The organism is Kribbella sp. NBC_00889, from assembly GCF_045207705.1.
Lineage (GTDB): Bacteria > Actinomycetota > Actinomycetes > Propionibacteriales > Kribbellaceae > Kribbella.
On record NZ_CP108783.1, the window covers coordinates 8,373,161 to 8,395,573 of the forward strand.

General features: G+C 69.2%; 25 protein-coding genes and 1 pseudogene. 21 read left to right on the top strand and 5 right to left on the bottom strand.

Annotation, left to right across the window (positions count from 1 at the left end; all coding sequences use genetic code 11):
- The first annotated feature begins 38 nt into the window (after positions 1–38).
- Both OG817_RS41260 and OG817_RS41265 read left to right on the top strand, forming a co-directional pair.
- Positions 39–851 (top strand): endonuclease/exonuclease/phosphatase family protein, encoded by an 813-nt coding sequence (locus OG817_RS41260; protein WP_406050434.1) that lies wholly within the window; start codon positions 39–41, stop codon positions 849–851.
- 434 nt (positions 852–1,285) lie between these two features.
- Positions 1,286–2,716 (top strand): NlpC/P60 family protein, encoded by a 1,431-nt coding sequence (locus OG817_RS41265; protein WP_406050435.1) that lies wholly within the window; start codon positions 1,286–1,288, stop codon positions 2,714–2,716.
- A 42-nt stretch (positions 2,717–2,758) separates the two neighbouring features.
- Here OG817_RS41265 and OG817_RS41270 read toward each other — a convergent pair whose 3' ends face one another.
- The gene (locus tag OG817_RS41270) at positions 2,759–3,088 is read right to left on the bottom strand and encodes a hypothetical protein (RefSeq protein ID WP_406050436.1); all 330 of its coding nucleotides are present in this window, start codon (positions 3,086–3,088) and stop codon (positions 2,759–2,761) included.
- A 15-nt stretch (positions 3,089–3,103) separates the two neighbouring features.
- Positions 3,104–4,069, bottom strand: coding sequence for a zinc-binding alcohol dehydrogenase family protein (locus OG817_RS41275; RefSeq protein ID WP_406050437.1), 966 nt, complete (start codon positions 4,067–4,069; stop codon positions 3,104–3,106).
- An 87-nt stretch (positions 4,070–4,156) separates the two neighbouring features.
- Between OG817_RS41275 and OG817_RS41280 the strand changes: the two genes are divergently transcribed.
- A complete protein-coding gene (locus OG817_RS41280) occupies positions 4,157–4,588 on the top strand; it encodes a MarR family winged helix-turn-helix transcriptional regulator (RefSeq protein WP_396392638.1) in 432 nt (143 codons plus the stop codon).
- A gap of 70 nt (positions 4,589–4,658) precedes the next feature.
- Here OG817_RS41280 and OG817_RS41285 read toward each other — a convergent pair whose 3' ends face one another.
- Positions 4,659–5,147: an inorganic diphosphatase gene (locus tag OG817_RS41285; RefSeq protein WP_360449893.1), complete on the bottom strand. Its 489-nt coding sequence runs from the start codon at positions 5,145–5,147 to the stop codon at positions 4,659–4,661.
- A gap of 50 nt (positions 5,148–5,197) precedes the next feature.
- Between OG817_RS41285 and dacB the strand changes: the two genes are divergently transcribed.
- From dacB to OG817_RS41360, 15 genes are all read left to right on the top strand, one after another.
- Entirely contained in the window at positions 5,198–6,559 is a 1,362-nt protein-coding gene (dacB, locus tag OG817_RS41290) for a D-alanyl-D-alanine carboxypeptidase/D-alanyl-D-alanine-endopeptidase (RefSeq protein WP_406050438.1), read from the top strand.
- Between the two features lie 62 nt (positions 6,560–6,621).
- Positions 6,622–7,716: a zinc-dependent metalloprotease gene (locus OG817_RS41295; RefSeq protein WP_360449888.1), complete on the top strand. Its 1,095-nt coding sequence runs from the start codon at positions 6,622–6,624 to the stop codon at positions 7,714–7,716.
- Positions 7,688–8,752, top strand: coding sequence for a tRNA lysidine(34) synthetase TilS (tilS, locus tag OG817_RS41300; protein WP_406050440.1), 1,065 nt, complete (start codon positions 7,688–7,690; stop codon positions 8,750–8,752). The genes OG817_RS41295 and tilS overlap by 29 nt, the downstream gene beginning before the upstream one ends.
- 4 nt (positions 8,753–8,756) lie before the next feature.
- The gene (gene hpt, locus OG817_RS41305; RefSeq protein ID WP_360449883.1) at positions 8,757–9,308 is read left to right on the top strand and encodes a hypoxanthine phosphoribosyltransferase; all 552 of its coding nucleotides are present in this window, start codon (positions 8,757–8,759) and stop codon (positions 9,306–9,308) included.
- A gap of 172 nt (positions 9,309–9,480) precedes the next feature.
- The gene (gene ftsH / locus OG817_RS41310) at positions 9,481–11,517 is read left to right on the top strand and encodes an ATP-dependent zinc metalloprotease FtsH (protein ID WP_396392634.1); all 2,037 of its coding nucleotides are present in this window, start codon (positions 9,481–9,483) and stop codon (positions 11,515–11,517) included.
- A gap of 63 nt (positions 11,518–11,580) precedes the next feature.
- Positions 11,581–12,153, top strand: coding sequence for a GTP cyclohydrolase I FolE (gene folE, locus OG817_RS41315; protein ID WP_406050442.1), 573 nt, complete (start codon positions 11,581–11,583; stop codon positions 12,151–12,153).
- A gap of 334 nt (positions 12,154–12,487) precedes the next feature.
- Positions 12,488–13,612: a S1 family peptidase gene (locus tag OG817_RS41320; protein WP_406050443.1), complete on the top strand. Its 1,125-nt coding sequence runs from the start codon at positions 12,488–12,490 to the stop codon at positions 13,610–13,612.
- A gap of 117 nt (positions 13,613–13,729) precedes the next feature.
- Entirely contained in the window at positions 13,730–14,527 is a 798-nt protein-coding gene (gene folP, locus OG817_RS41325; protein WP_406057625.1) for a dihydropteroate synthase, read from the top strand.
- A complete protein-coding gene (locus OG817_RS41330) occupies positions 14,524–15,009 on the top strand; it encodes a nuclear transport factor 2 family protein (RefSeq protein WP_360449875.1) in 486 nt (161 codons plus the stop codon). The genes folP and OG817_RS41330 overlap by 4 nt, the downstream gene beginning before the upstream one ends.
- Complete coding sequence (gene folB, locus OG817_RS41335) at positions 15,006–15,398, top strand: dihydroneopterin aldolase (protein WP_360449872.1); 393 nt, start codon at positions 15,006–15,008, stop codon at positions 15,396–15,398. The genes OG817_RS41330 and folB overlap by 4 nt, the downstream gene beginning before the upstream one ends.
- The gene (folK, locus tag OG817_RS41340) at positions 15,395–15,952 is read left to right on the top strand and encodes a 2-amino-4-hydroxy-6-hydroxymethyldihydropteridine diphosphokinase (RefSeq protein WP_396392631.1); all 558 of its coding nucleotides are present in this window, start codon (positions 15,395–15,397) and stop codon (positions 15,950–15,952) included. Before folB ends, folK begins: the two co-directional genes overlap by 4 nt.
- Positions 15,952–16,467 carry a DUF3180 domain-containing protein gene (locus OG817_RS41345; RefSeq protein WP_131512554.1) on the top strand — a complete coding sequence of 172 codons (516 nt, stop codon included), beginning with the start codon at positions 15,952–15,954 and terminating at the stop codon, positions 16,465–16,467. The genes folK and OG817_RS41345 overlap by 1 nt, the downstream gene beginning before the upstream one ends.
- 95 nt (positions 16,468–16,562) lie before the next feature.
- Entirely contained in the window at positions 16,563–16,919 is a 357-nt protein-coding gene (locus OG817_RS41350; RefSeq protein ID WP_396392630.1) for a hypothetical protein, read from the top strand.
- A gap of 43 nt (positions 16,920–16,962) precedes the next feature.
- Positions 16,963–17,358 carry a hypothetical protein gene (locus OG817_RS41355; protein WP_406050445.1) on the top strand — a complete coding sequence of 132 codons (396 nt, stop codon included), beginning with the start codon at positions 16,963–16,965 and terminating at the stop codon, positions 17,356–17,358.
- Positions 17,359–17,418: 60 nt separating this feature from the next.
- On the top strand, positions 17,419–18,201 hold the full coding sequence (locus tag OG817_RS41360) for an inositol monophosphatase family protein (RefSeq protein ID WP_406050446.1): 783 nt from the start codon (positions 17,419–17,421) through the stop codon (positions 18,199–18,201).
- Here OG817_RS41360 and OG817_RS41365 read toward each other — a convergent pair.
- Entirely contained in the window at positions 18,186–18,620 is a 435-nt protein-coding gene (locus OG817_RS41365) for an Rrf2 family transcriptional regulator (RefSeq protein ID WP_406050448.1), read from the bottom strand. The two genes, OG817_RS41360 and OG817_RS41365, sit on opposite strands and share 16 nt — an antisense overlap.
- A 61-nt stretch (positions 18,621–18,681) precedes the next feature.
- Between OG817_RS41365 and OG817_RS41370 the strand changes: the two genes are divergently transcribed.
- Positions 18,682–19,398 (top strand): NADPH-dependent F420 reductase, encoded by a 717-nt coding sequence (locus tag OG817_RS41370; RefSeq protein ID WP_406050450.1) that lies wholly within the window; start codon positions 18,682–18,684, stop codon positions 19,396–19,398.
- Here the strand turns inward: OG817_RS41370 and OG817_RS41375 are convergent, their stop codons facing one another.
- Positions 19,399–20,604: an NADH-quinone oxidoreductase subunit D gene (locus OG817_RS41375; RefSeq protein WP_406050452.1), complete on the bottom strand. Its 1,206-nt coding sequence runs from the start codon at positions 20,602–20,604 to the stop codon at positions 19,399–19,401. It abuts the gene before it with no gap.
- Positions 20,605–20,630: 26 nt separating this feature from the next.
- On the opposite strand from OG817_RS41375, the gene OG817_RS41380 reads away from it, so the two are divergent.
- Together OG817_RS41380 and OG817_RS41385 are read left to right on the top strand one after the other, a co-directional pair.
- The gene (locus tag OG817_RS41380) at positions 20,631–21,119 is read left to right on the top strand and encodes a PH domain-containing protein (RefSeq protein WP_396392623.1); all 489 of its coding nucleotides are present in this window, start codon (positions 20,631–20,633) and stop codon (positions 21,117–21,119) included.
- Between the two features lie 197 nt (positions 21,120–21,316).
- Positions 21,317–22,402 (top strand): annotated as a pseudogene (locus OG817_RS41385) (PH domain-containing protein); the annotation flags it as partial.
- Positions 22,403–22,413: the final 11 nt, after the last annotated feature.

Genomic DNA, 22,413 nt, shown 5'->3' on the forward strand with positions numbered 1-22,413 from the left:
TCGAGCGGATGTCGCCGGTTTTCCGGAACGATGACCATATGCGTAAATTGCTGACCATCTTCGTGGGGCTCTTGATCGTGATACCTACCGTTGCCGCGGCTCGGCCCGACACCGGGCGGCCGGCGCGGCCTGTGACCGTGATGACGTACAACATCCACCACGGCGCCGGCATCGACGGCGTCCTCGACCTCGAGCGGATCGCCAAGCTGATCGAGCAGTCCGACGCCGACGTGATCGGGCTGCAGGAGGTCGACCGGCACTGGGACGTGCGGAGCAACTGGGTCGACCAGCCGGCCTGGTTCGCGACGCGGCTGAAGATGCACTACGGGTACGCCGCCAACCTCGACCTGCCGCCGGTGAACCCGGGCGAGCCGCGCCGCCAGTACGGTACGGCGATCCTGTCGAAGTACCCGATCAAGGACTTCACCAACACCCTGCTGCCGCTCTACCCGACCGGTGAGCAGCGCGGGCTGGCGGTCGCGACGGTCAAGGTCCGCGGCGCCGAACTGCGGTTCGCGAACACGCATCTGACCAGCAACAACAACGCCGAGCGGCTGGAGCAGGCGCAGAAGGTGGTCGAGCTGCTCGGTACGTCGAAGAAGCCGACGCTGCTGGTCGGCGACCTGAACGCGACACCGGAAAAGCCGGAGATCAAGACGCTGACCGCCGTACTGAACGACACCTGGACCGAGGTCGGAGTCGGCCCGGGCTACACGATCGAGGCCGGCAGCCCGACCAAGCGGATCGACTTCCAGCTGCACAGTCCGCAGCTGGTGCCGACGAAGGCGTCGGTCCCGGTCACCCCAGCCTCCGACCACCTCCCGGTCCTAGCCTCCTACACCCTCCACTAACCCGCCCCGCACCAACCCCCCTGTCCCATCCCCGCCCTGTCCCACCCCCGCCGCTCTCCCGCCCGCCGCCGATCGCGGTGGGCGTGAACAGGAACCGGGTGCCTGGCACAGGTCCTGCCCTGTGCACCGTCACCGGAAGGTGTTCACGGCCACCGGGGAGGCGCGGGGTACGCCACCGCCCGGATTCGGGGCGGGGGGATGGGTCGGCGGTGACGGCGCTCTTCGGTTTCGGCCGGATGGGCGCCGTTTTCGTGCTCTCGGCGGCGGTCCGGCTACCGGCTGTGCGAAATTACAAGCTTGTAGTTTGTCAAGTCGACACGCAGGTGAAACAAAGTTACTTGTGTGAAAGCTGTTCCCAATGGGGCTACAGGCAATTAGTGTCACGTATGAGGTCCAGAAGGACCAAAAGTTCACGAACCCTGGGGAAGGGGTTCGTGACTGTCGGAAGGAACGACCTGATGCGGACCCCCTCGCGGGCCAGGTCCGGCGGACGGGTCGCGGGCACTGGGAAGACCGGTAGGGCGCTGCTCTCCGGGGTGCTCGCGATTTGTCTGGCCGGCTCCGTGGCTGTCAACCCGATCCAGGCCGACGCCGCCAAGCCGAAGCCGCCCGTGATTCCGTCCCAAGCCGCGGTCGAGAAGGCCAAGCAGGCCGCCGCCGCGAAGGCCGGCCAGGTGGCCGGGATCGAGCAGCAGCTCGCCGCAGCCAGCGCGCGGCTCGAGCAATTGGGCGTCGCGTCCGGGATTGCGGACGAGGCCTACAACGGCGCCGTCTACAAGTTGCAGCTGGCCAAGACCGAGGCAGCCGCCGCGGCGGCTCGGGCGGCCAAGGCGCAGAAGACCCTGACGACCCAGCGACAGCAGATCGGCCGGTTCGCCGCGGCGTCGTACCAGGGCGGTGGCGACGTGGCGAAGATCGCGCCGCTGTTCACCGCCGAAGGCCCGCAGGAGCTGCTCGACTCGGCCGGCGCGGCGCGCTCGGTGTCGACCGCGATGCAGGCGTCGTATCTGCGGTACACGGCGAGTCAGGTCGTGACGAATCTGTTCAAGGTCCAGGCTGACCAGGCCGTCGCCAAGGTGAAGAAGGCGGCCGCGGAGGCCGCCGCGGCGAAGAAGGCGGCCGAGGCCGCGGAGGCTGCGCAGGCCTCGGCGGTGACCGCGATGGGCGTCCAGCGCAAGCAGGCGATCGCCCAGCTCGCCGTCCTGCAGAACACGTCGATCCAGGTGGCCGCCCAGCGGCAGCGGGGACTCGAAGAGCTTGCGCGCCAGCGAGCCGCCGCTCTCGCCGCGAAGAAGGCCGCCGAACTGCGCCGCAAGATCGCCGCCCGGGAGGCCGCCGAGCGGGCCCGGGAAGCGGCCGAGCAGGCCCGGGAAGCGGCCGAGAAGGCGCGGGAGGAACGCGAGGAGCGGGAAGAGGCGAAGAAGAACCACGGCAAGAAGAACCCGCCGAAGCACAAACCGGACCGGCCGAGCCGGCCCGACAACCCCGGCAGCCCCCGCAAGGGCGCGCAGGCCGCGATCGACTTCGCGCTCTCGCAGCTCGGCGACATGTACCTGTGGGGCGGGACCGGGCCGTCGCGGTGGGACTGCTCCGGACTGATGATGGGTGCCTGGGAGCGGGCCGGCGTCCAGTTGCCGCATTACAGCGTCGCGCAGTACGAGCAGGTCCGGCACATCGACGAGGACGAGTTGCGGCCCGGCGACCTGATCTTCTGGTCGGTCAACCCGAGCGACCCCGGCACCATCCACCATGTCGCGATGTACCTCGGCGACGGGCGGATGATCCATGCACCGCGGACCGGCAAGCCGGTGCAGATCGACAGCGTCTACTACTGGGAGCCGCCGGACTTCTTCGGCCGCCCCTGACCAGTTGTCCCCGGCAACGATGGTTGCCGGGGACGCCAACATCTAGACCAGCCGGTGTCCGCCGTCGGCATGCAGGACGGTGCCAGTGATGAATCCGTTGCGCAGCAGGGCGATGATCGCGTCCGCGATGTCCTTGGTCCGGCCGGCCGGGAGGCGGGCGGCGGTCGCGGCCAAGGTGTCCGCGACCGCGCCGCCGGTGAATGCCGAAGCGAGTGACGCGAGTGCGCCGCCTGGTTCGAGTGCCGGTACGCCGTGCTTGGCGAGCAGCGACGGGCCGAACAACTTCGAGTCGACCGCGGATCGTGCCGCGTTCACGTCGTACTCGCTGATCGGCTGGTAGGCGACGTCGGCATCTGTCGAAGCTCCACCCATCAACTCCACAACGGTTCAGGGCTTGGCGATGAGGCGGCCGAGGTTGGTGCGGGCGTCGAGGGTTCGGTGCAGGTCGACGATCTCGGCCAGGGGAAGGGTGGCATGGACGACTGGGCGCAGGTCGCCGGACTGCCAGCGGCGGGTGACATCGGCGATGTCGGCGCGGGCACCGTCCGGGTTGGCCAGGCGCCAGCCCATCACCGAGACGCCGGTGACCGACCGGAGGCCGAACAGGCTGCTGGCGGGAATCGACGGGAGGGCACCGCTGATACCGCCGTACGTGATCATCGTGCCGAGCGGTTTGATCAGCTCGAGGCTCTGGTCGAAGACCGTTCCGCCGACGGCGTCCAGGGCGGTGTTCACGCCGTCGGGTGCGAACTTGCGGACCTGCGCCGGCCACTCGGGGTCGGTCAGGTCGACGGCCTCGGCGCCGAGCGATCGGATGAAGTCCAGGCGCGCCGCGGACGACGCCGTACCGATGATCGTCGCCGGGCCGAACGACCGGGCCAACTGGACGGCGAGGTGGCCGATGGTTCCGGCCGCGGACTGGATCAGTACGGTGCCGCCGGCCGGGATGCGGCCGGATTCCAGCAGGCGCAGGGCGAGCGGCGCCGTCATCGACATCATGGTGGCTTCGCCCGCGTCGGCGTGGTCGGGGATCGGTGCGATGAAGTCGGTGTCGAGGACGACGTACTCGGCGAATGCGTCCTCGGACAGGCCGGCCACGCGATCGCCGACAGCCAGGCCGGAGGAGGTGTCCGGACCGAGCGCGGTGATGCGGCCGACGACATCACCGGTGAGCCGGGCGGGCAGCGGCCGGTCCCAAGGAGTGTTGCCGCGGCGGAGAACGGCGTCGATGGCGTTGGAGCCGATGGCCTCGACCTCGACCAGGACCTGACCGGCGGCGGGCTCGGGTACGGCGACCTCCTCGAGCCGCAGGACCTCGGGGCCGCCGTACTCGTGGTAGCGCACTGCGCGCATGGGTTTGTCTCCAATCGTGGGAGTAGTAAATAATGGGAGGATCCCACGATAACGCCGGACAGGGCCGCTGCCAATAGAGTTGTTCGGGTGAAGAAGTCGCCGACCCATCGTCTGGCCGACCGGGTGCTGTGGGCGCTCGGCCGGTCGAGCCAGCAGGCGCAGCGCCTGGTCCGGCAGCACATGACGGAGGCCGGCGTACGGACGTTGCACTACCACGTGCTCGCGAGCCTGGCCGACGACGGCGAGGGTGCTCAGGCGACGCTGGCCGACCGGATCGGGTTCGACCGCAGCGATCTCGTCACGCTGCTCGACGAGCTGGAAGAGCTCGAGTACGTCGAACGCCGGGTGGACCCCGCGGACCGGCGCCGGAAGATCGTGGCGATCACGCCCGCGGGGGACAAGCAACTGCTCGCGATGGACGAGCTGATCGCGGCCGCCGAGACGGAGTTGCTGGAGCCACTCAGTGCGAACGAGCGGAAGACCCTGCTCGGACTGCTCCGTCGGCTCACCGCCGACTGAACCGCCGGCTCACCGCCGACTCACCGCCGACTGAACCGCCGGCGCCGGGAATCCGGGCCGGCGGGACGGGTCAGTGGGCTTCGGTCTTCAGGCGCTGGAAGGAAGCGGTGATCTCGGCCTCGGCGTCGGCCCGGCCGGCCCAGGTGGCGCCTTCGACGGACTTGCCGGGCTCGAGGTCCTTGTAGACCTCGAAGAAGTGCTGGATCTCCAGCCGGTCGAACTCGGGCACGTGGTGGATGTCGCGCAGGTGCTCCTGGCGCGGGTCGCCGGCCGGGACGCAGAGGACCTTGTCGTCCGGCCCCTTCTCGTCGGTCATCCGGAACATGCCGATCGCGCGCGCCTTGATCAGGCAGCCGGGGAACGTCGGCTCGGGCAGCAGCACCAGCGCGTCCAGCGGGTCGCCGTCCTGGCCGAGGGTCTCCTCGATGAACCCGTAGTCGGCCGGATACTGGGTGGCCGTGAAGAGGGTCCGGTCCAGCCGGAGCCGGCCCGTCTTGTGGTCCAGCTCGTACTTGTTGCGCGTGCCCTTGGGGATCTCGATGAAGACGTCGAACTCCATACGGCAGATACTGTCACGGTTCGGACCGACCAATTGACAGGAGCAGCCCGGTGCCCCGTCCTCCCCGTGCGGTGTTCGTCACGCTGCTCGCCACTGTGCTCTGCGTGAGCCTGGCGGGCGGAGCGGACGCCGTACCCGGCTCTGTCCAGGCAACACAGCAGGCGCCGGCCGTGCTGGCACCAGCCAAGGTCGAGGGCGTCGCACCGACCGCCGCCGGCGTCCAGAAGGTGCTGGCACCGATCCTCAAGGACCCGGCGCTGGGCAAGCACCGTGGGATCTACGTGTACGACGCTTCCCGCGGCAAGGCGGTGTACTCGGCGGGCACGGCGACGCCGTACGTCCCGGCGTCGACGATGAAGCTGCTGACGACGGTTTCCGCGCTGGAGACCCTCGGACCGGACCACAGGTTCAGCACGAAGGTCGTCAGTGGAACCGGTAGCTCCCTGATCCTGGTCGGCGGCGGTGACCCACTGCTTGTCACCAAGCGGTCCGGTGACCCGACCGACTTCCCGGTCCGCGCTTCCCTGCAGGACCTGGCGGCCGGCACGGCGAAGGCACTCAAGGCGCAAGGCATCCGGAGCGTCACCCTCGGGTACGACGCCTCACTGTTCACCGGGCTCGCGGCCAACGCGAACTGGGAGCCGAACTACACCACCGAAGGCATCGCCGCCCGGACGTCCGCGCTGTGGGTGAACGAGGGCCGTCTGTTCCCGGGGATGGCGAAGCGGGCCGACTCCCCGTCGCAGGCCGCGGCCACTGCCTTCGCCGCGCAGTTGCGGGCGGCCGGCATCAAGGTGGCGCCGACCCTCAAGGCGGCCGTCGCTCCCGCTGCGGCCGAGACCGTCGCACAGGTGCAGTCGCCGACGGTCGGCCAGATCGTCGAGTACGTGAACCTGCACAGCGACAACGACGGAGCCGAGGTGCTGCTGCGGCAGGTCGGACTGGCCACCAAGAACGGCGGCTCGTACGCCGGTGGCGTCAAGGGCGTACGGGCGACGCTGACCAAGCTCGGTCTGGATGTCAGCAAGGCCCGGATCCTCGACGGCAGCGGGCTGTCTCGGGGCAACCATGTGCCGCTGGACCTGCTGGCCGGTGCGATCCGGGCCGCGGTCTCCACCGAGCACCCGGAGCTGCGGCACCTGCTGACTGGGCTGCCGGTCGCAGGATTCACCGGAAGCCTCGAGGAACGCTTCACCGGAGCCGGCACTGCAGGCGGGACCGGACTGGTCCGTGCGAAGACCGGCACGCTGACCGGAGTCCACAGCCTGGCCGGTCTGGTCCGCGACCGCACCGGCACCCTGCTCGTGTTCGCGGTGGCCACCGACAGTGTTGCGGTGCCCAAGACCCTCGACGCGCGGGCTGCGCTCGACCGGGCAGCCGCTGCGCTGGCCAACTGCGGCTGTGCCGTCTGACGGCGGTCTGACCCGGACCGATCAGCAGACGCATGTTGGGACATGCGACTAGGGTCAGAAACATGAGTACGGCGGAAGGTGAGACCGCGGCCGAGATGGTCGACTGGCAGCTGGCAACGGGAGTGGCTCGCAAGCTGCTGCGGCCCGGACCGGCGGTCAGCCGCGCGGAGGCGGATCAGGTGGTGGCCGAGCTGCGGCAGTTCGCGGCCGACTCCGAGCACCACGTCCGGGAGTTCACCAAGCTGGAAGCCACCTCAGCGACCGCGCCGGTGGTGATCGTGGACCGGCCCGGCTGGGTGCAGGCGAACGCGGACGGCTTCCGGACCGTGCTGCAGCCACTGGCCGACAAGCTGCGCGAGAAGGCCGAGCGGACCGGTGGGTTGTCCTCCGCGGTCGGCTCGCGGGTGACCGCGATCGAGGCCGGAGCGTTGCTGGCCTTCCTCTCGTCCCGCGTGCTTGGGCAGTTCGACCCGTTCTATCCATCCGAGCCGGATCCGGACCGGCCGGGTCTGACCGGCCGGTTGCTGCTGGTCGCGCCGAACGTCATGCACGTCGAGTCCGAGCTGGGCGTCGTACCGCGGGACTTCAGGTTGTGGGTGTGCCTGCACGAGGAGACGCACCGGGTGCAGTTCACCGCGGTCCCGTGGCTGCGGGACCACCTGCGGTCGGAGATCGCGTTGTTCCTCGACCAGGCCGAGCTGGACGCGTCGGCGTACGCCGCGATGTTCCGCGAGGCGGTGCAGCGGCTGGGCCGATCGGTCCGCGGCGAGGCCGAGCTGAGCCTGGTCGACCTGATGCAGTCGCCGGAGCAGCGTGCGGTGCTGGACCGGCTGACCGCGGTCATGTCCCTGCTCGAGGGCCACGCCGACTTCGTGATGGACGGCGTCGGGCCGTCGGTGATCCCGACCGTGGACGCCATCCGCTCCAAGTTCACGTCGCGCCGGCAGAGCGGCAACCCGGTGGACCAGTTGCTGAAGCGGCTGCTCGGCCTGGACGCCAAGCTGCGGCAGTACAAGGACGGCGCCGCGTTCGTACGCCGCGTGGTCGAGCAGGTCGGGATGGACGGGTTCAACCGGGTCTGGACCGGCCCGAACACGCTGCCGACCAAGCACGAGATCGCGAATCCGGATGCCTGGGTCAGCCGGCTCCACGGCTGAGCCACCGGGCGGATCGGCTGCCGACGACCTGGTCGAGCGCCGGAGAGGGAAGCTGCACCCCGCCGTCGCACGCACCCGGGAGGCAGTGCGGACCATGCTGGCCGAGCTGCCCAAGGGCACGACCGTTCTGGTCGCCTGCTCCGGCGGTACGGACTCGCTGGCCCTCGCGGCTGCGACCGCCTTCGAGGCCCCGAAGCTGGAGGTCCGTGCTGGTGCGGTCATCGTCGACCACGGGCTCCAGGCCGACTCCGCCCACGTCGCGGAGACCGCCGCCACACAGTGCCGGACCCTCGGGCTCGACCCGGTCCACGTGCGTCCGGTAGAGGTCGGCGCCGACGGCGGTCCAGAGGCCGCTGCCCGGACGGCCCGGTACGACGCTCTTCGTGACGCGGCTGACGAATCCGGGGCGGACGCCGTACTGCTGGCTCACACGCGGGACGACCAAGCCGAGACTGTTCTCTTGGGGCTGGGGCGCGGCTCGGGCGCTCGGTCGCTCGCGGGCATGGCTCCGGTCGCCGGACTGCTCAGAAGGCCGTTCCTGGAGGTTCCTCGAGCCACCACGGCTGCCGCGTGCATCGCGTCGGGGCTCCGGCCGTGGCACGACCCGCACAACGACGATCCGCAGTACACCCGGGTCCGCGTGCGGCACGAGGTCCTGCCAGTCCTCGAGGAGGCGCTGGGGCCTGGTGTGGTCGAAGCGCTCGCCCGTACGGCGGGGTTGCTCCGGGCGGACGCGGATGCGTTGGACGTGCTCGCGGCGGACCTTGCGGAGACCGCACTCCGGCGTACCGACGACGAAGTGGTGTGCGACCTCGGGATGCTCGAGGACGAGCCGGCGGCGATTCGTACCAGGGCCTTGCGTCAGGCGGCCCTGGAAGCGGGCTGCCGGGCCACGGACCTCACCGCGGCGCACATCGCTGCCGTCGACGCACTGGTGACCGCGTGGCGTGGACAGCGGTGGATCGATCTGCCACAAGGGGTCCGGGCGGTCCGCAGGGGCGGATACATCGTGTTGGGCGAAGGTGTGACAGGCTGACCGCGTGGATGCCGCGGACATCGAGAAGGACCTGAGCAAGGTCCACTACACCGAGGACCAGATCCTGGCGAAGCTGCGCGAGCTCGCGGCGCGGATCGAGCAGGACTACGAGGGCAAGGACCTGCTGATGGTCGGCGTCCTGCGGGGCGCGGTGATGGTGATGGCCGACCTGGCCCGGTCGTTCAGCCGGCACGTGGAGATGGACTGGATGGCCATCTCGTCGTACGGCTCGGGCACCAAGTCGTCCGGGGTGGTCCGGATCCAGAAGGACCTGGACACCGACATCACCAACCGGCACGTGCTGATCGTCGAGGACATCATCGACACCGGGCTGACGCTGAGCTGGCTGGTCAGTAACCTGGAGTCACGGAAACCGGCCTCGCTGGAGCTGTGCACGGCGTTCGTGAAGCCGGACGCGGCCAAGATGCGGGTCCCGGTCAAGTACGTCGGACTGGAGCTCCCGGACGAGTTCGTGGTCGGTTATGGCCTGGACTACGCGGAGAAGTACCGGAACCTGCGTTGCGTGGCGACGCTTGCCCCGCACGTCTACTCCTGATCCATCCTTCGGGGCAGACTTGGTGACAGCCTGTACAACGGGGTCACGCCGTCTTGGTGACCCTCGTTATGTGTTGTCTTGTGCGACACGAGACACTTGGACTGGTGTTACCGTCTCAAGCCCGCATACCCGGGCCTGCCGAGCTAGGAGGGACGGGGCGTAGGCCTCGATCATGGACGTGAAGCGTATCTTCCGCGGACCCCTGTTCTGGATCGTCGTCGCCTTCTTGGGCGTACTGGTGATCGGACAGCTCCTGACCGGCTCGACCGGGTACAAGACCGAGCCCACCGGCCAGGTGGTCCAGCTGATCCAGCAGGCCAAGTCCTCCTCCGACAAGTCGATCAAGTCGGTGACTCTGATCGACCCCGACCAGGAGATCCGGGTCGAGAAGACCGACGGGACCAAGGTCCGGGCGCACTGGGTCGACGGCCAGGCCAACACCCTCGGCAACGACCTGCAGAGCCTGTTCCAGGACGGCAAGATCGAGCGGTACGACGTCGAGAACCCGAAGCCGAGCTTCATCGGCCAGGTGTTCTCCACGCTGATCCCGTTCCTGCTGATCGCGGTCGTGTTCATCTTCTTGATGAACTCGATGCAGGGCGGCGGCTCGCGGGTGATGAGCTTCGCGAAGTCGAAGGCCAAGCTGATCACCAAGGACACCCCGAAGACGACGTTCGCGGACGTGGCCGGCTGCGACGAGGCGATCGAGGAACTTGGCGAGATCAAGGAGTTCCTGCAAGAACCAGGGAAGTTCCAGGCGGTCGGGGCGAAGATCCCGAAGGGCGTGCTGCTCTACGGCCAGCCTGGTACCGGTAAGACCCTGCTGGCCCGTGCGGTCGCCGGTGAGGCAGGCGTGCCGTTCTACTCGATCTCCGGTTCGGACTTCGTCGAGATGTTCGTCGGTGTCGGCGCCTCCCGGGTCCGTGACCTGTTCGAGCAGGCCAAGACGAACGCCCCGGCGATCGTGTTCATCGACGAGATCGACGCCGTCGGCCGGCACCGTGGTGCGGGCCTCGGCGGTGGTCACGACGAGCGCGAGCAGACGCTGAACCAGTTGCTGGTCGAGATGGACGGCTTCGACGTCCGCGGCGGTGTGATCCTGATCGCGGCCACCAACCGGCCCGACGTGCTCGACCCGGCGCTGCTGCGGCCGGGCCGCTTCGACCGGCAGATCGCCGTCGACGCGCCGGACCTGCCGGGTCGCGAGCAGATCCTGAGGGTGCACGCACGTGGCAAGCCGATGGCGCCGGATGTGGACCTGACGGCGGTCGCCCGTCGTACGCCGGGCTTCACCGGTGCGGACCTGGCCAACGTGCTGAACGAGGCCGCCCTACTCACCGCCCGGAACAACCAGCAGGTGATCGACAACCGTGGTCTGGACGAGGCGATCGACCGCGTCATCGCCGGTCCGCAGCGCCGCAGCCGGCTGATGTCGGACAAGGAGAAGGTGCTGACGGCGTACCACGAGGGCGGACACGCCCTGGTCGCCGCCTCGCTGCCGCACTCCGACCCGGTGCAGAAGGTGACGATCCTGCCGCGTGGCCGGGCGCTCGGCTACACGATGGTGATGCCGGACGAGGACAAGTACTCGACCACCCGGTCCGAGATGCTGGACAAGCTGGCTTACATGCTCGGTGGCCGTGCGGCCGAGGAGATGGTCTTCCACGACCCGACCACCGGCGCCAGCAACGACATCGAGAAGGCGACCGCACTGGCTCGCGCGATGGTCACGCAGTACGGCATGACCGAGCGGCTCGGCGCGATCAAGTTCGGCCAGGACAGCGGCGAGCCGTTCCTGGGCCGCGACCTGGGCAGCCAGCGCAACTACTCCGAGGAGATCGCCGCGGCGGTCGACGAGGAGGTCGGCAAGCTGATCCTGAACGCACACCAGGAGGCGTTCGACATCCTGGTCGAGAACCGCGCGGTGCTGGACCACCTGGTCGAGGAGCTGCTGGAGAAGGAGACGCTCGACAAGCACGAGATCGCCCGGGTCTTCGCGCCGGTGCAGAAGCGCGAGCGGCGGCCGGCCTGGACGGGTTCGTCCACCCGGGTGCCGTCGGACCAGCCGCCGGTGATGCCGGTGCCGACCCGCGGCGAGCAGAACGGCTCGCTGTCCGACGTCCTGCCGGGCGGTGCGGTCGGCCCGGACGAGGCCGTCAAGCCGCCGAGCTACGGCAGCGGCCCGACCCCACCGTCGCCGAAGGACTGAGCTGAAGTTCAGCAGCAGCCGCCACCCGTCCGGGTGGCGGCTCGTGCTGTTTAAGGTGGCTGAATGACGTCACCGAAGTTCGACCATGCACGGGCCGAGCGGGCCGTCCGGGAGTTGCTGATCGCGATCGGCGAGGACCCGGACCGCGAAGGCCTGCTGGACACTCCGGCCCGGGTGGCGCGCTCGTACGCCGAGATCACCGGCGGACTGGGTCAGCGGGCCGAGGACGTGCTCACGACGACGTTCGACATCGGCCACGACGAGATGGTTCTGGTGAAGGGCATCGAGGTCTGGAGCCTGTGTGAGCACCACCTGGTCCCGTTCACCGGAGTGGCCAACGTCGGCTACATCCCGAGCCGCGACGGCCGGATCACCGGGCTGTCCAAGCTGGCCCGTCTGGTCGATGTCTACGCCAAGCGCCCGCAGGTCCAGGAGCGGCTGACCACGCAGGTCGCCGACTCGCTGGTCGAACTGCTCGAGCCGCGGGGCGTGATCGTGGTGATCGAGTGCGAGCACCTGTGCATGACCATGCGCGGCGTCCGCAAACCGGGCGCCAAGACCATCACGTCGGCGGTCCGCGGCCAACTCCGCAACCCGGTCACCCGAGCCGAGGCCATGAGCCTGATCGTCGGCTGACCCAATCCACTGGCTCCTGCGCCGCCTCCCACCGGTTGCCGCGCCGAGGTCACGGCCGGGACTGCGGTGCGCGTCGAACGGTGGTGTACAGATCGACAGGTAGTGCACCTGCGGTACGCCGTACACAGAACGCAGCATGCGCTCAGCTGCACTACCTGTTGGCCGGACACCTCCTGTCCATATGCACGCCGCTCACGGGCGGCCGTAGCCTTCGCGGGCGGTGTTTCGTTGGAGATTGGAAGCCGATATCTGTGGACATTCTGTCGCTGAACGTTTACTTTCCGTAGTGGCGTTCGGTCGACGAGGACCGGATGCCGGCGTGAGGAGGACAAGGATGTCGGGGCGTTTCCGGGTCGGCGCCGCACTCGCCGGTGCCGTCGTACTGACGGCCGCCGGGCTGGTCGCGGCGAACTGGGCCACGGCGGACTCGGAGTCGTCGGGGGTGAAGCCCGCAGAGTTGACCGCCAAGTCTCCGCTGGTCGCCGACGCCGTCGAGACCGAGCTCGGGTCGCGGGCAGTCGGCAGCTACTACGACGAGGCCGGTGAGCTGGTCGTCGCCGTGTCCGATCTCGCCACCGCTGACCTGGTCCGCGCGGCGGGTGCGATCCCGCGGCTGGTCCGCTTCACCGCTGACCAACTCAACGCGGTCCAGTCCGAGCTGAACCGGCTGGCCGGCGGCTCCGGCGCCGGCAAGGTCCGGTCCTGGTACGTCGATCCCGTCTCGGGCACCGTGGTCGTCACCGTCCCCCGAGGCGCGCACGACCTGATCACCCAGCGCTTCGTTGACCGCGCCAAGGCGAACGGCGACCGCGTGACGATCCGGTCCGCGCCCGGCCGGGTGACCACCACCGCGGACGACTTCGGCCTGCGCGGCGGCCTCCAGGTGGACAAGAACACCGGGTACGTCTGCTCCCTCGGCTTCAACGCCCGCACCACCAAGGGCACCCAGATCTTCCTCACCGCGGGCCACTGCACCGCCGGCAAGCCGTCGTTCTCCCGGAACGGGTACGTGCTCGGCAATACCCGCACGTCGAGCTTCCCGGGCAACGACTTCGGCAGCGTCGGCGTGATCGAGGGCTGGGACCAGCAGGGGTACGTCGACGGCTGGGGCGCCGGCAACGTGTCGGTCAAGGGGATCGCCAACGCCACCGTCGGATCCACGCTGTGCAAGTCGGGCAAGAGCACCGGCTGGACCTGCGGCCGGATCGTCGCCCGCAACGTAACGGTCAACTACGGCAGCAACAGGATCGTCAAGGGTCTGTTCCAGCACACCGCGTGCGTCGAGGCCGGCGACTCCGGCGGGGCCAACATGACCGGCAACTACGCGCAGGGCATCACCAGCGGTGCGGCCCTGATCAACGGCCAGTGCCTGGAGAAGACCGGTCAGACCAACGAGTCGTACTCGCAGCCGATCGGCGAGGCCCTGCAGGCGACCCAGTCGCGCCTCGTGCTGAGCTGAGGCGGCTGATGCCCGGCTGGTTCCGCGGCTGGGGGTGACGGCCACTACGGTGGTCTGGTGAGTGACGGTTTGCGGGTGCACGTCGACGGGCTGCCGGTCCTGGACCGGTGTCTCGTGATGGGTGTTGTCAACGTGACCCCGGATTCCTTTTCCGACGGCGGCGAGTGGTTCGAGCCGGCCGCGGCGATCAAGCACGGGCGGGAGTTGCTGGCCGACGGTGCCGACCTGCTCGACGTCGGCGGCGAGTCGACCCGGCCGGGCGCCGCGCGGCCCGCGCCCGAGGAGGAGCTCCGCCGGGTGCTGCCGGTGATCGAGGCGCTCGCGGCCGACGGTGCGCTGATCTCGGTCGACACCATGCGGGCCGGCGTCGCCGCCCTCGCCCTCGACGCGGGCGCGGTGATGATCAACGACGTGTCCGGCGGCCAGGCCGATCCGGAGATGCTTCCTCTGGTGGCGGAGCGTCGTACGCCGTATGTCTGCATGCATTGGCGTGGACACTCGATCGACATGCAGAACAGGGCCGAGTACGACGATGTGGTCGCCGAGGTGATTGCGGAGCTCGGTCAACGCGTCGACGCGATCCGGTCCGCCGGCGTGGATCTGGGCAGGGTCGCACTGGATCCCGGTCTCGGGTTCGCGAAGAACGCGGACCACAACTGGGAAGTTCTTCGCCGATTACGGGAATTCGGCGTACTGGGCCGGCCGTTGCTCATCGGTGCGTCCCGGAAGGCGTTCCTCGGTAGGCTGCTCGCCGACGAGCAGACCGGTGAACCCAGACCGGCCGTACGACGAGACGATGCGAGCGCGGCTGTATCCGCCCTGGCCGCCGCCGCGGGAGCCTGGTGTGTCCGGGCCCACGCGGTGGCGCCGAGCGCGGACGCGGTCCGGGTGGCGAAGAGATGGGGAACGGTATGACGGACGGACCGGGCGGTCCGCGCCGGAGCGCAGGAGGAGACGGTGCGCGCGGTGCGACGGTGGAGGACGTCGTGCTGAACGCGAACACCGCGTTCTACAACGCGTTCGAGGCCGGCGACCTGGATCTGATGGCGGCGGTCTGGCTGCCGGATCCCGATCCGGTCTGCATCCATCCCGGCAACGCGGCGATCTCGGGGTACGCCGAGATGATGCGCGCCTGGGCGATGATCTTCGCCAATACGCCGTACATCCAGTTCTTTCTGACCGATGTCCAGGTCCGGGTGGATGAAGACGTGGCCTACGTCACGTGTACGGAAAATGTCCTGTCGTCCGGTGAGGGCGCCCCGGAGGAAGGGTTCGCGGGCGGTAAGGCGCTGGCCACGAACGTCTTTCGCAAAACTTCCTCCGGCTGGCGGTTGTGGATCCACCATGCCTCACCGGTACTGTCGTCGTCTGGGGGCCGACAGGAGGAGGCGGAATGAGCGGTCCCGCGTCGTCCTTGCCTGACGTGATCGAGATCCGTGGCATCCGAGGTTTCGGGCGCCACGGGGTGTTCGAGCACGAGCGGGCCGACGGGCAGGAGTTCGTCGTGGACGTCCGGCTGGAGCTGGACACCCGGCCCGCCGCGGCTTCCGACGACCTGGCCGACACCGTGAACTACGGGGTGGTGGCCGAGCGGGTGCACCACGCGATCGAGACCGATCCGGTGGACCTGATCGAGACCCTCGCCCAGCGCATCGCGGATCTGTGCCTCGCCGACCGGCGGGTGACAGCGACCGCGGTGACCATCCACAAACCCTCGGCGCCGATCACGGTGCCGTTCGACGACGTTGTCCTGACCGTGCAGCGCAGAGCCGGAGAATCCTCGTGACTGAGACCCCAAGTCCCCACGTCATCGACGCGGACACCCTGAGCGGTGGCCTCAAGCCGATCCGTCAGGTGATCCTGTCGCTCGGGAGCAATCTCGGCGACCGTGAGGCGAACCTGCAGGGCGCGGTCGATGCGCTTCGGGACACCCCGGACGTCGTGGTGGTCGAGGTCTCCCCGATCTACGAGACCCAGCCGATCGGCGGGCCCGGCGAGTCCGGCCCGTACCTCAACGTCGTACTGCTCGCCGACAGCACCCTCGCCGTGGACCTGTTGCTCGACCGCGCGCACGCGATCGAGCAGGCGTTCGGCCGGGAGCGCAGCGTGCCGGGTGCACCGCGGACGCTGGACGTCGACCTGATCACCTACGGCACCAAGGAGATCGAGTCCGAGGAGCTGACCCTCCCGCACCCGCGGGCGCACGAGCGGGCGTTCGTCCTGGCGCCGTGGCTCGACATCGAGCGGGACGCGGTGCTGCCCGGGCGAGGCTCGGTCGCCGAACTGCTCGCAAAGGTCGGCACCGAGGGCGTGACCAAGCTCGACATCGAGCTCCAGTAGTGGCATCCGGCGGTCCAGAGCCCAACCAGGCGCCCGGCAAAGAGCCGCCGCGCCCGGGCTCGGTCCGGCCGACCTCACGCCGGTTGCTGATCGCGATCGCCGTCCTCGGGGCGGCGATCGGGGTGACCATGGTCAAGGCGATCGAGTCCAGCGGTGGGGTCGCGCCCGCGGTCTCCTGGCTGACTCTGATCGCCTGGACGTTCCTGGCCGCGCTGCTGTTCATGGCGGCCCGCAACACCCACCAGCGGATCCAGGTCCGGCGCGAACGGATCGAGCCGTCGCGGGCGGTGTTCCTGCTGCTGCTCGCGAAGGCGAGCGCTTTCGTCGGCGCGTTGTGCACCGGGGTTTACGCAGGGTTCGCGTTAAGCTTCCTCGACGCGGTGAGTGCTTCGGGGCCGCGCAACCGAGTGATCATGGCCGGTGCCGCGGCGGTGGTCTCAGTGCTGGTCGTCACGGCCGGATTGTTGCTCGAACGCGCGTGTCGTATTCCCGAGGACCCGGACGAGACCCCTTAACATGTCGGTCCATGGGGTCAAGGGGTAGCCGCCGTCGAACCAGGACCACAGTTCTCACCGTTGCCAACGGTCTGCTGATCTTTGTCTGCCTGGGCGTGAGTATCGCGCTCTTCTCCCAGAATGCCTGGATTCTCCGGGCTGCCGCCGCGGGCGCCGTCGTGATCGCGATCGCCGCCTCGGTGCTGTTCCGCCATCAATTGCTGGTCGAGCGGCTGGCCCATTCCGACGAACGCGCCCAGGTGGCGCAGGAGTACTCCCGGATCACCAGCGCGCGGGTGGTCGAGAACGCCGAGTTCGTCGACCTGATGCAGCGCCGGCTCGACAAGATCGACCAGCGCCTGGACAAGATCGACCAGGAGGTCGCCACGGTCGTTGCCGCCGGCGACAAACACTCCCAGGCCGACGCCCCCACCGTCGTCGACCTCAAACTCCGGGGCCTGGCCGCTTCCTGAGACAGACCTCCCGGCTCATACTTCGGTGTGGGGAGGGATGGCTATGGGGCTGGATGCGAACTATCCGGCGGTGACGATGAACGACCCGAACGGGCACGTCACGGTCTTCAACGAGGATCATCTGCCGATCGGGCAGTTGGGCCCGCCGCCGTTCGAGTCGGCGTCGGTGAATGTGACGTGCCGGCGGAAGGCGTGGGAGGACGAGGACTGGTACCGGCTGCTGAATGCGGAGGGCTGGCCGTTCCCGGCGACGGAGGCGTACGTCGCCGCCAACGCGACGCACGAGCTGAATCCCGGGCAGCCCTATCCGATCCCGCAGTGCGCGTCGGGTTGCCCGATCAAGATCGGGCAGGCGGCGGGTGCTGGGGCGTTGGCGATCGGTGCGGTCGCCGCCGCGGCGGCCTTGCGGCGCCGGCGGAGGGCGCCGGGGATCGCCTGACCGACCGGGTGGTGGACCGGGAGGAGCCGGGAGCCGGTCATCCCGCGTAGGTTCTGGGGTGTGGATCTCGCTGAACTGCTGAAGGTTGCCGAAGCTGCTGTTGATCGTGGGCGGGCGGTGACCGACTCCCGCGCGCCTGGGGTGCTCACGTCCAAGGGTGATCGGGACATGGCGTCCGAGGTGGACTTCGCGGTGGAGCGGGAGGTGCGTGCGTTCCTCGAGCGGGAGACGCCGGAGATCGGCGTACTCGGCGAGGAGGAGGGTGGCGCGACGGACGGGACCCGGTGGGTGCTCGATCCGATCGACGGGACGGTGAACTTCATCCACGGCGTACCGCTGTGGGGGATCTCGCTCGGGCTGATCCACGAGGGACGGGCGGTGGCAGGCGTGATCGACCATCCCGCGCTCGGGACCAGGTACGCCGCGGCCGAGGGCCACGGTGCGACCTGCAACGGAAAGCCCATCCGCGGCAGCGAGTGCGCGGACCTGAGTGACGCGTTGGTTGCCGTGGGCGACTATGCGGTCGGGCCGGACGCCGATCGGGTGAACGCCGAGCGGCTCGCGCTGACCCAGCTTCTCTACCCGCGAGCCCAGCGGATCCGGATGATCGGTACGGCGGCCACCGCGCTGACCTGGACCGCAGCCGGCCACTTCGACGCGACGATCATGTTCTCCAACAAACCCTGGGACACCATGGCCGGAGTCGCCATCTGCCGCGAGGCCGGCGTCGTCGTACTCGACCTCGACGGCTCGCACCACGCCCCCGAATCCCGCGGCACGTTCGCCGTCTCCGCAGCCCTCGCCGACCCGCTGCTCGCCCTGATCGCTCAGTCCGTCGGCTGATCCAGGCATGCCTCGAGCGCGCCGGCCAGGGTCTGGCGGCGCAGTACGCCGGCCACCGCGACGGCGGCCTCCTCGTTCAGCCGGTCGAAGTACGCCTGGACTCGAATCGCGGCCGGGTTGTCGCTGCGCTCGTCCGGTCGCGACAACCACATCGGCTTCCCGCACACACTCGCCTGGTGCACGTCCAGCAGCGTGATCCAGGCGGCGTCCTTGGCCAGCTGTACGCCGCCGTTGCGGCCGCGCACCGTCTCGATCAGGCCGGCCTGGAAGAGCGGGATCAGCAGAGACCGGACGAAGCTCGGGTTGGTCCGCAAGCAGTCGGCCAGCTGCGCCGAGCTGACGAGCGGGGTGCCCTTGCGGGCGGCGTCGGCGAGCAGCAGCAGTGCCTGCATCGCGGTGCTGAACCGCAGATCTGCCATCGCCACTCCTTCGCCTAATATGTATGTTTGAGAAGTACATATTAAGCGATGAGGAGCAACCATGGCGACACTCGGGATCATCGGGAGCGGCAACATCGGGACGGCGCTGGCGAAGCTGGCGGTTGCCGCGGGCATCGAGGTGGTGCTGGCCAACTCGCGCGGGCCGGAGAGTCTGCGGGACAAGGCCGAGGAGCTCGGCGTCCGCGCGGGGACCGTCGCCGAGGCGTCCGGGGCGGGGGACTGGGTGGTCGTCACGATCCCACTCGGCCGGTACGCCGAGCTCCCGGCCGAACCGCTGGCCGGGAAGGTCGTGATCGACACGATGAACTACTACCCGCACCGCGACGGGCGGATCGCGCGACTGGACAGCGAGGCGGTGACCACGGCCGCGTTGCTGCAGGAGCACCTGCCCGAGTCACACACAGTGAAGGCCTTCAACAACATCAGCGCTGCGAACATCGTGACGCTGGCACGGCCGAGTGGGTCGCCCGATCGCAGCGCGTTGCCGATCGCCGGGAACGATGCCGACGCCAAGGCCTCGGCCACCGCGCTGATCCAGGCGCTGGGATTCGACGTACTGGATGTCGGTCCATTGACCGAGAGCTGGCGGTTCGAGACGGAGACGCCGGCGTACGTCACGCCGTACCTGAACCAGGCGAGTACGCCGCAGCAGCGCGCCGGAGGGAACGCCGATCCCGGCAAGCCACTACCTCTGGACGAGTTGCGCATGCTGATCGCCGACGCCCACCGGCCGCCGGTCGCGGACCGCGCCTTCTGACTACTTGTCGATGTCGCCGACCACGAAGAACATGCTGCCGAGGATGGCGATCATGTCCGGGATCACGGTGCCCGGGAGCAGCGCGGGCAGGGCGGAGATGTTGTTGAAGCTGGCCGAGCGCAGCTTGAGCCGCCACGGTGTCTTGTCGCCGCGGGACACCAGGTAGTAGCCGTTGATGCCGAGCGGGCTCTCGGTCCAGGCGTACGTCTGGCCCTCCGGCACCTTCAGGATCTTCGGCAGCCGCACGTTGACCGGCCCGGCCGGCAGAGACGACAGCTTGTCGATGCACGCGTCGACAAGGTCCAGCGACACCTTCACCTGCTCCAGCAGGACCGAGAACCGCGCGAAGCAGTCGCCCTCCGGCCGGGTGACGACCCGGAGTACGCCGTCCTGCAGTAGTTCGTCGTACGCGAGGTAGGGCTCGTCGCGGCGGAGGTCGGCGTCGACGCCGGAGGCGCGGGAGATCGGGCCGGAGACGCCGTACTGCGCGATCAGCTCGGGCGCGAGCTTGCCGACGCCGACGGTGCGGGCGCGGAAGATCTCGTTGCCGAGGATGATGTCCTCGATGTCGGGCAGCCGCTTGCGGACCGCGACCGAGGCGGCCGACGCGCGGCCGAGCCAGCCGTACGGGAGGTCCTCCTTCAGGCCGCCGACGCGGTTGAACATGTAGTGCATCCGGCCGCCGGACAGCTCCTCCATCACCGCCTGCAGCGTCTCCCGCTCGCGGAACGCGTAGAAGACCGGGGTGATCGCGCCGAGCTCGAGCGGGTACGAGCCGAGGAACATCAGGTGGTTCAGGATCCGGTTCAGCTCGGCCAGCAGGGTGCGCAGCCAGACCGCGCGGACCGGCACCTCGAGACCCATCATCCGCTCCACCGCGAAGACGACGCCGAGTTCGTTGGCGAACGCGGACAACCAGTCGTGCCGGTTCGCCAGCACGATGATCTGCCGGTAGTCGCGCACCTCGAACAGCTTCTCCGCGCCGCGGTGCATGTAGCCGATGATCGGCTCGCAGCCGACGATCCGCTCGCCGTCCAGGGTCAGCCGCAGCCGCAGTACGCCGTGCGTCGCGGGGTGCTGCGGCCCGATGTTGAGCACCATGTCGGTGGTCGCCAGCTCCGAGCCGCTCCCGGTCCCACCCCGCTCGTACGCAGGGTCGAATCCAGCCGCTCCAGCGCCGATTCCCACGACTCGTTCGGTACTCATGCCCTCTATCGTGACAGGCTGGGTACGTGGATGACCTCTTCGCACCCTCGGATGTCAGCTGGACGCCGGTCTCGCCGAAGCTGGCCGCGGTCCGCCGGCTGAACGCGGGGATCACCGCCGGCGTGGCCGGAGTCGTGCTGCTGATCGTGCTCGGGATGACCGTGGGCTGGCTGTACGGCGTCCTGGCACTGCTGGTGGCGGCGGCCGGGTTCGTCTGGGCGTGGGTCCTGATCGGGCGCAACCAGCGGTCCTGGAAGTACGCCGAGCGTGAGGACGAACTGCTGGTCAGCCACGGGATCATGTTCCGCGAGCTGGTGGTGGTCCCGTACGGGCGGATGCAGTTCGTGGACGTGGCCGCGGGACCGCTGGAGCGGGCGTACGGGATCGCCACGGTGGAGCTGCACACGGCCACGCCGGCGACGGACGCCAAGATCCCCGGCCTGCATCCGGACGAGGCCGGTCGACTCCGTGATCGCCTCTCCGCGCTCGGCCAGGCCCAGGCGTGGGGCCTGTGACCGAGCCGACGCCCGGCCCGCCCGGGCAGCAGACAGCGGGATTACGACCGCCGGTGACTGAGCAGACCGGCGCCCGCCTCCACCCCCTCACGCCGTTCGTGAAGGGCTGGGGGTACTTCGTCGTCGCGGCGTTCGCGCTGGTCAACAACGAGGGTCTGCGGAGCAATCTGACCATCGCAGGCATCGGACTGGCCGCGGTGCTGGTCGGCGGCATCCTGCTGGGCGCACTGTCCTGGTGGTTCACCAAGTGGCAGCTCACCGACGATGCGATCCGGGTCGACAGCGGGTTCCTGTTCCGGCGTACCCGGATCATCCGGTTCGACCGGATCCAGGCGATCGATGTGGCGCAGCCGTTCGTCGCCCGCCTCTTCGGGATGGCCGAGCTGCGGATGGACGTCGCGGGCGGCGGCAAGAGCGACGGCAAGCTCAGCTACTTCGCGTACGAGGAGGCCGGCAGGCTGCGCACCACACTGCTGGTGAGGGCCAAGGGTCAGCAGGTCGCCGAACAGCAGACCGCCCCGGTCGAGTTGGAGCCGTTGCTGGTGGTCCCGACCGGCCGTCTGCTCGGTGCGACCCTGCTGTCGTCCACAGTCCTTGCCAGCGCGGGTGGTCTGGTCTGGTTGATCGCCGCAGCGACCGTGCTGAACTTCCACATCGGTCTGTTCGCCGCTGTGCCGCTCCTACTCGGTGTGGTGCAGCCGATCTGGAAGCAGGTCGTCGGCAACCACGGCTTCACCCTCTCGGAGAGCGACCACGGTCTGCGCACCAAGCGCGGCCTGTTCGACGTCCAGCGGCAGACCGTGCCGCCCGGCCGGGTGCAGGGCCTGCTGATCACCGAGCCGCTCATCTGGCGTCTGCTGGGCTGGTCTCGCGTGGAGCTGGACATCGCCGGTGTGGCGGGCAACAAGGACGAGGGCGACAACGACCGCGAGGGCGCGCAGCTGCTGCCGGTCGGCGAGCGGGTCGAGGTGGCCGGCGTACTCGCACGGGTCCTGCCCGGCTTCGACTTGTCTCGCATCGACATGCATCGCGCCCCGGAACGCGCCAAGTGGCTGCGCCCCATCGGCTGGCGCTACCTGGCGTACGGCGCCGACGACCAGGTGCTCGTCACGATCCGCGGCTGGGTCAGCCGCCGTACGTCAATCGTGCTGCACCACAAGACCCAGTCCGTGCGACTGCAACAGGGCCCCCTCCAGCGCCGCCTGGGCCTGGCCAACGTCCACGTAGACACACCCCTCGGCCCAACCGATGCCGTAGCCCTCCACCGCGATCAGTCCGAGGCTGCAGCGCTGCT

Bases quoted from the DNA above. Each gene is read 5' to 3' on its own strand.
- ftsH (WP_396392634.1), top strand. From the start codon at position 9,481: ATGGACGTGAAGCGTATCTTCCGCGGACCCCTGTTCTGGATCGTCGTC.
- folE (WP_406050442.1), top strand. From the start codon at position 11,581: ATGACGTCACCGAAGTTCGACCATGCACGGGCCGAGCGGGCCGTCCGG.
- OG817_RS41365 (WP_406050448.1), bottom strand. From the start codon at position 18,620: ATGGCAGATCTGCGGTTCAGCACCGCGATGCAGGCACTGCTGCTGCTC.
- folP (WP_406057625.1), top strand. From the start codon at position 13,730: ATGGGTGTTGTCAACGTGACCCCGGATTCCTTTTCCGACGGCGGCGAG.
- OG817_RS41320 (WP_406050443.1), top strand. From the start codon at position 12,488: ATGTCGGGGCGTTTCCGGGTCGGCGCCGCACTCGCCGGTGCCGTCGTA.
- OG817_RS41295 (WP_360449888.1), top strand. From the start codon at position 6,622: ATGAGTACGGCGGAAGGTGAGACCGCGGCCGAGATGGTCGACTGGCAG.
- OG817_RS41370 (WP_406050450.1), top strand. From the start codon at position 18,682: ATGGCGACACTCGGGATCATCGGGAGCGGCAACATCGGGACGGCGCTG.
- OG817_RS41260 (WP_406050434.1), top strand. From the start codon at position 39: ATGCGTAAATTGCTGACCATCTTCGTGGGGCTCTTGATCGTGATACCT.
- tilS (WP_406050440.1), top strand. From the start codon at position 7,688: ATGCCTGGGTCAGCCGGCTCCACGGCTGAGCCACCGGGCGGATCGGCT.
- folB (WP_360449872.1), top strand. From the start codon at position 15,006: ATGAGCGGTCCCGCGTCGTCCTTGCCTGACGTGATCGAGATCCGTGGC.
- OG817_RS41355 (WP_406050445.1), top strand. From the start codon at position 16,963: ATGGGGCTGGATGCGAACTATCCGGCGGTGACGATGAACGACCCGAAC.
- OG817_RS41270 (WP_406050436.1), bottom strand. From the start codon at position 3,088: ATGGGTGGAGCTTCGACAGATGCCGACGTCGCCTACCAGCCGATCAGC.
- OG817_RS41275 (WP_406050437.1), bottom strand. From the start codon at position 4,069: ATGCGCGCAGTGCGCTACCACGAGTACGGCGGCCCCGAGGTCCTGCGG.
- OG817_RS41330 (WP_360449875.1), top strand. From the start codon at position 14,524: ATGACGGACGGACCGGGCGGTCCGCGCCGGAGCGCAGGAGGAGACGGT.
- OG817_RS41375 (WP_406050452.1), bottom strand. From the start codon at position 20,604: ATGAGTACCGAACGAGTCGTGGGAATCGGCGCTGGAGCGGCTGGATTC.
- OG817_RS41285 (WP_360449893.1), bottom strand. From the start codon at position 5,147: ATGGAGTTCGACGTCTTCATCGAGATCCCCAAGGGCACGCGCAACAAG.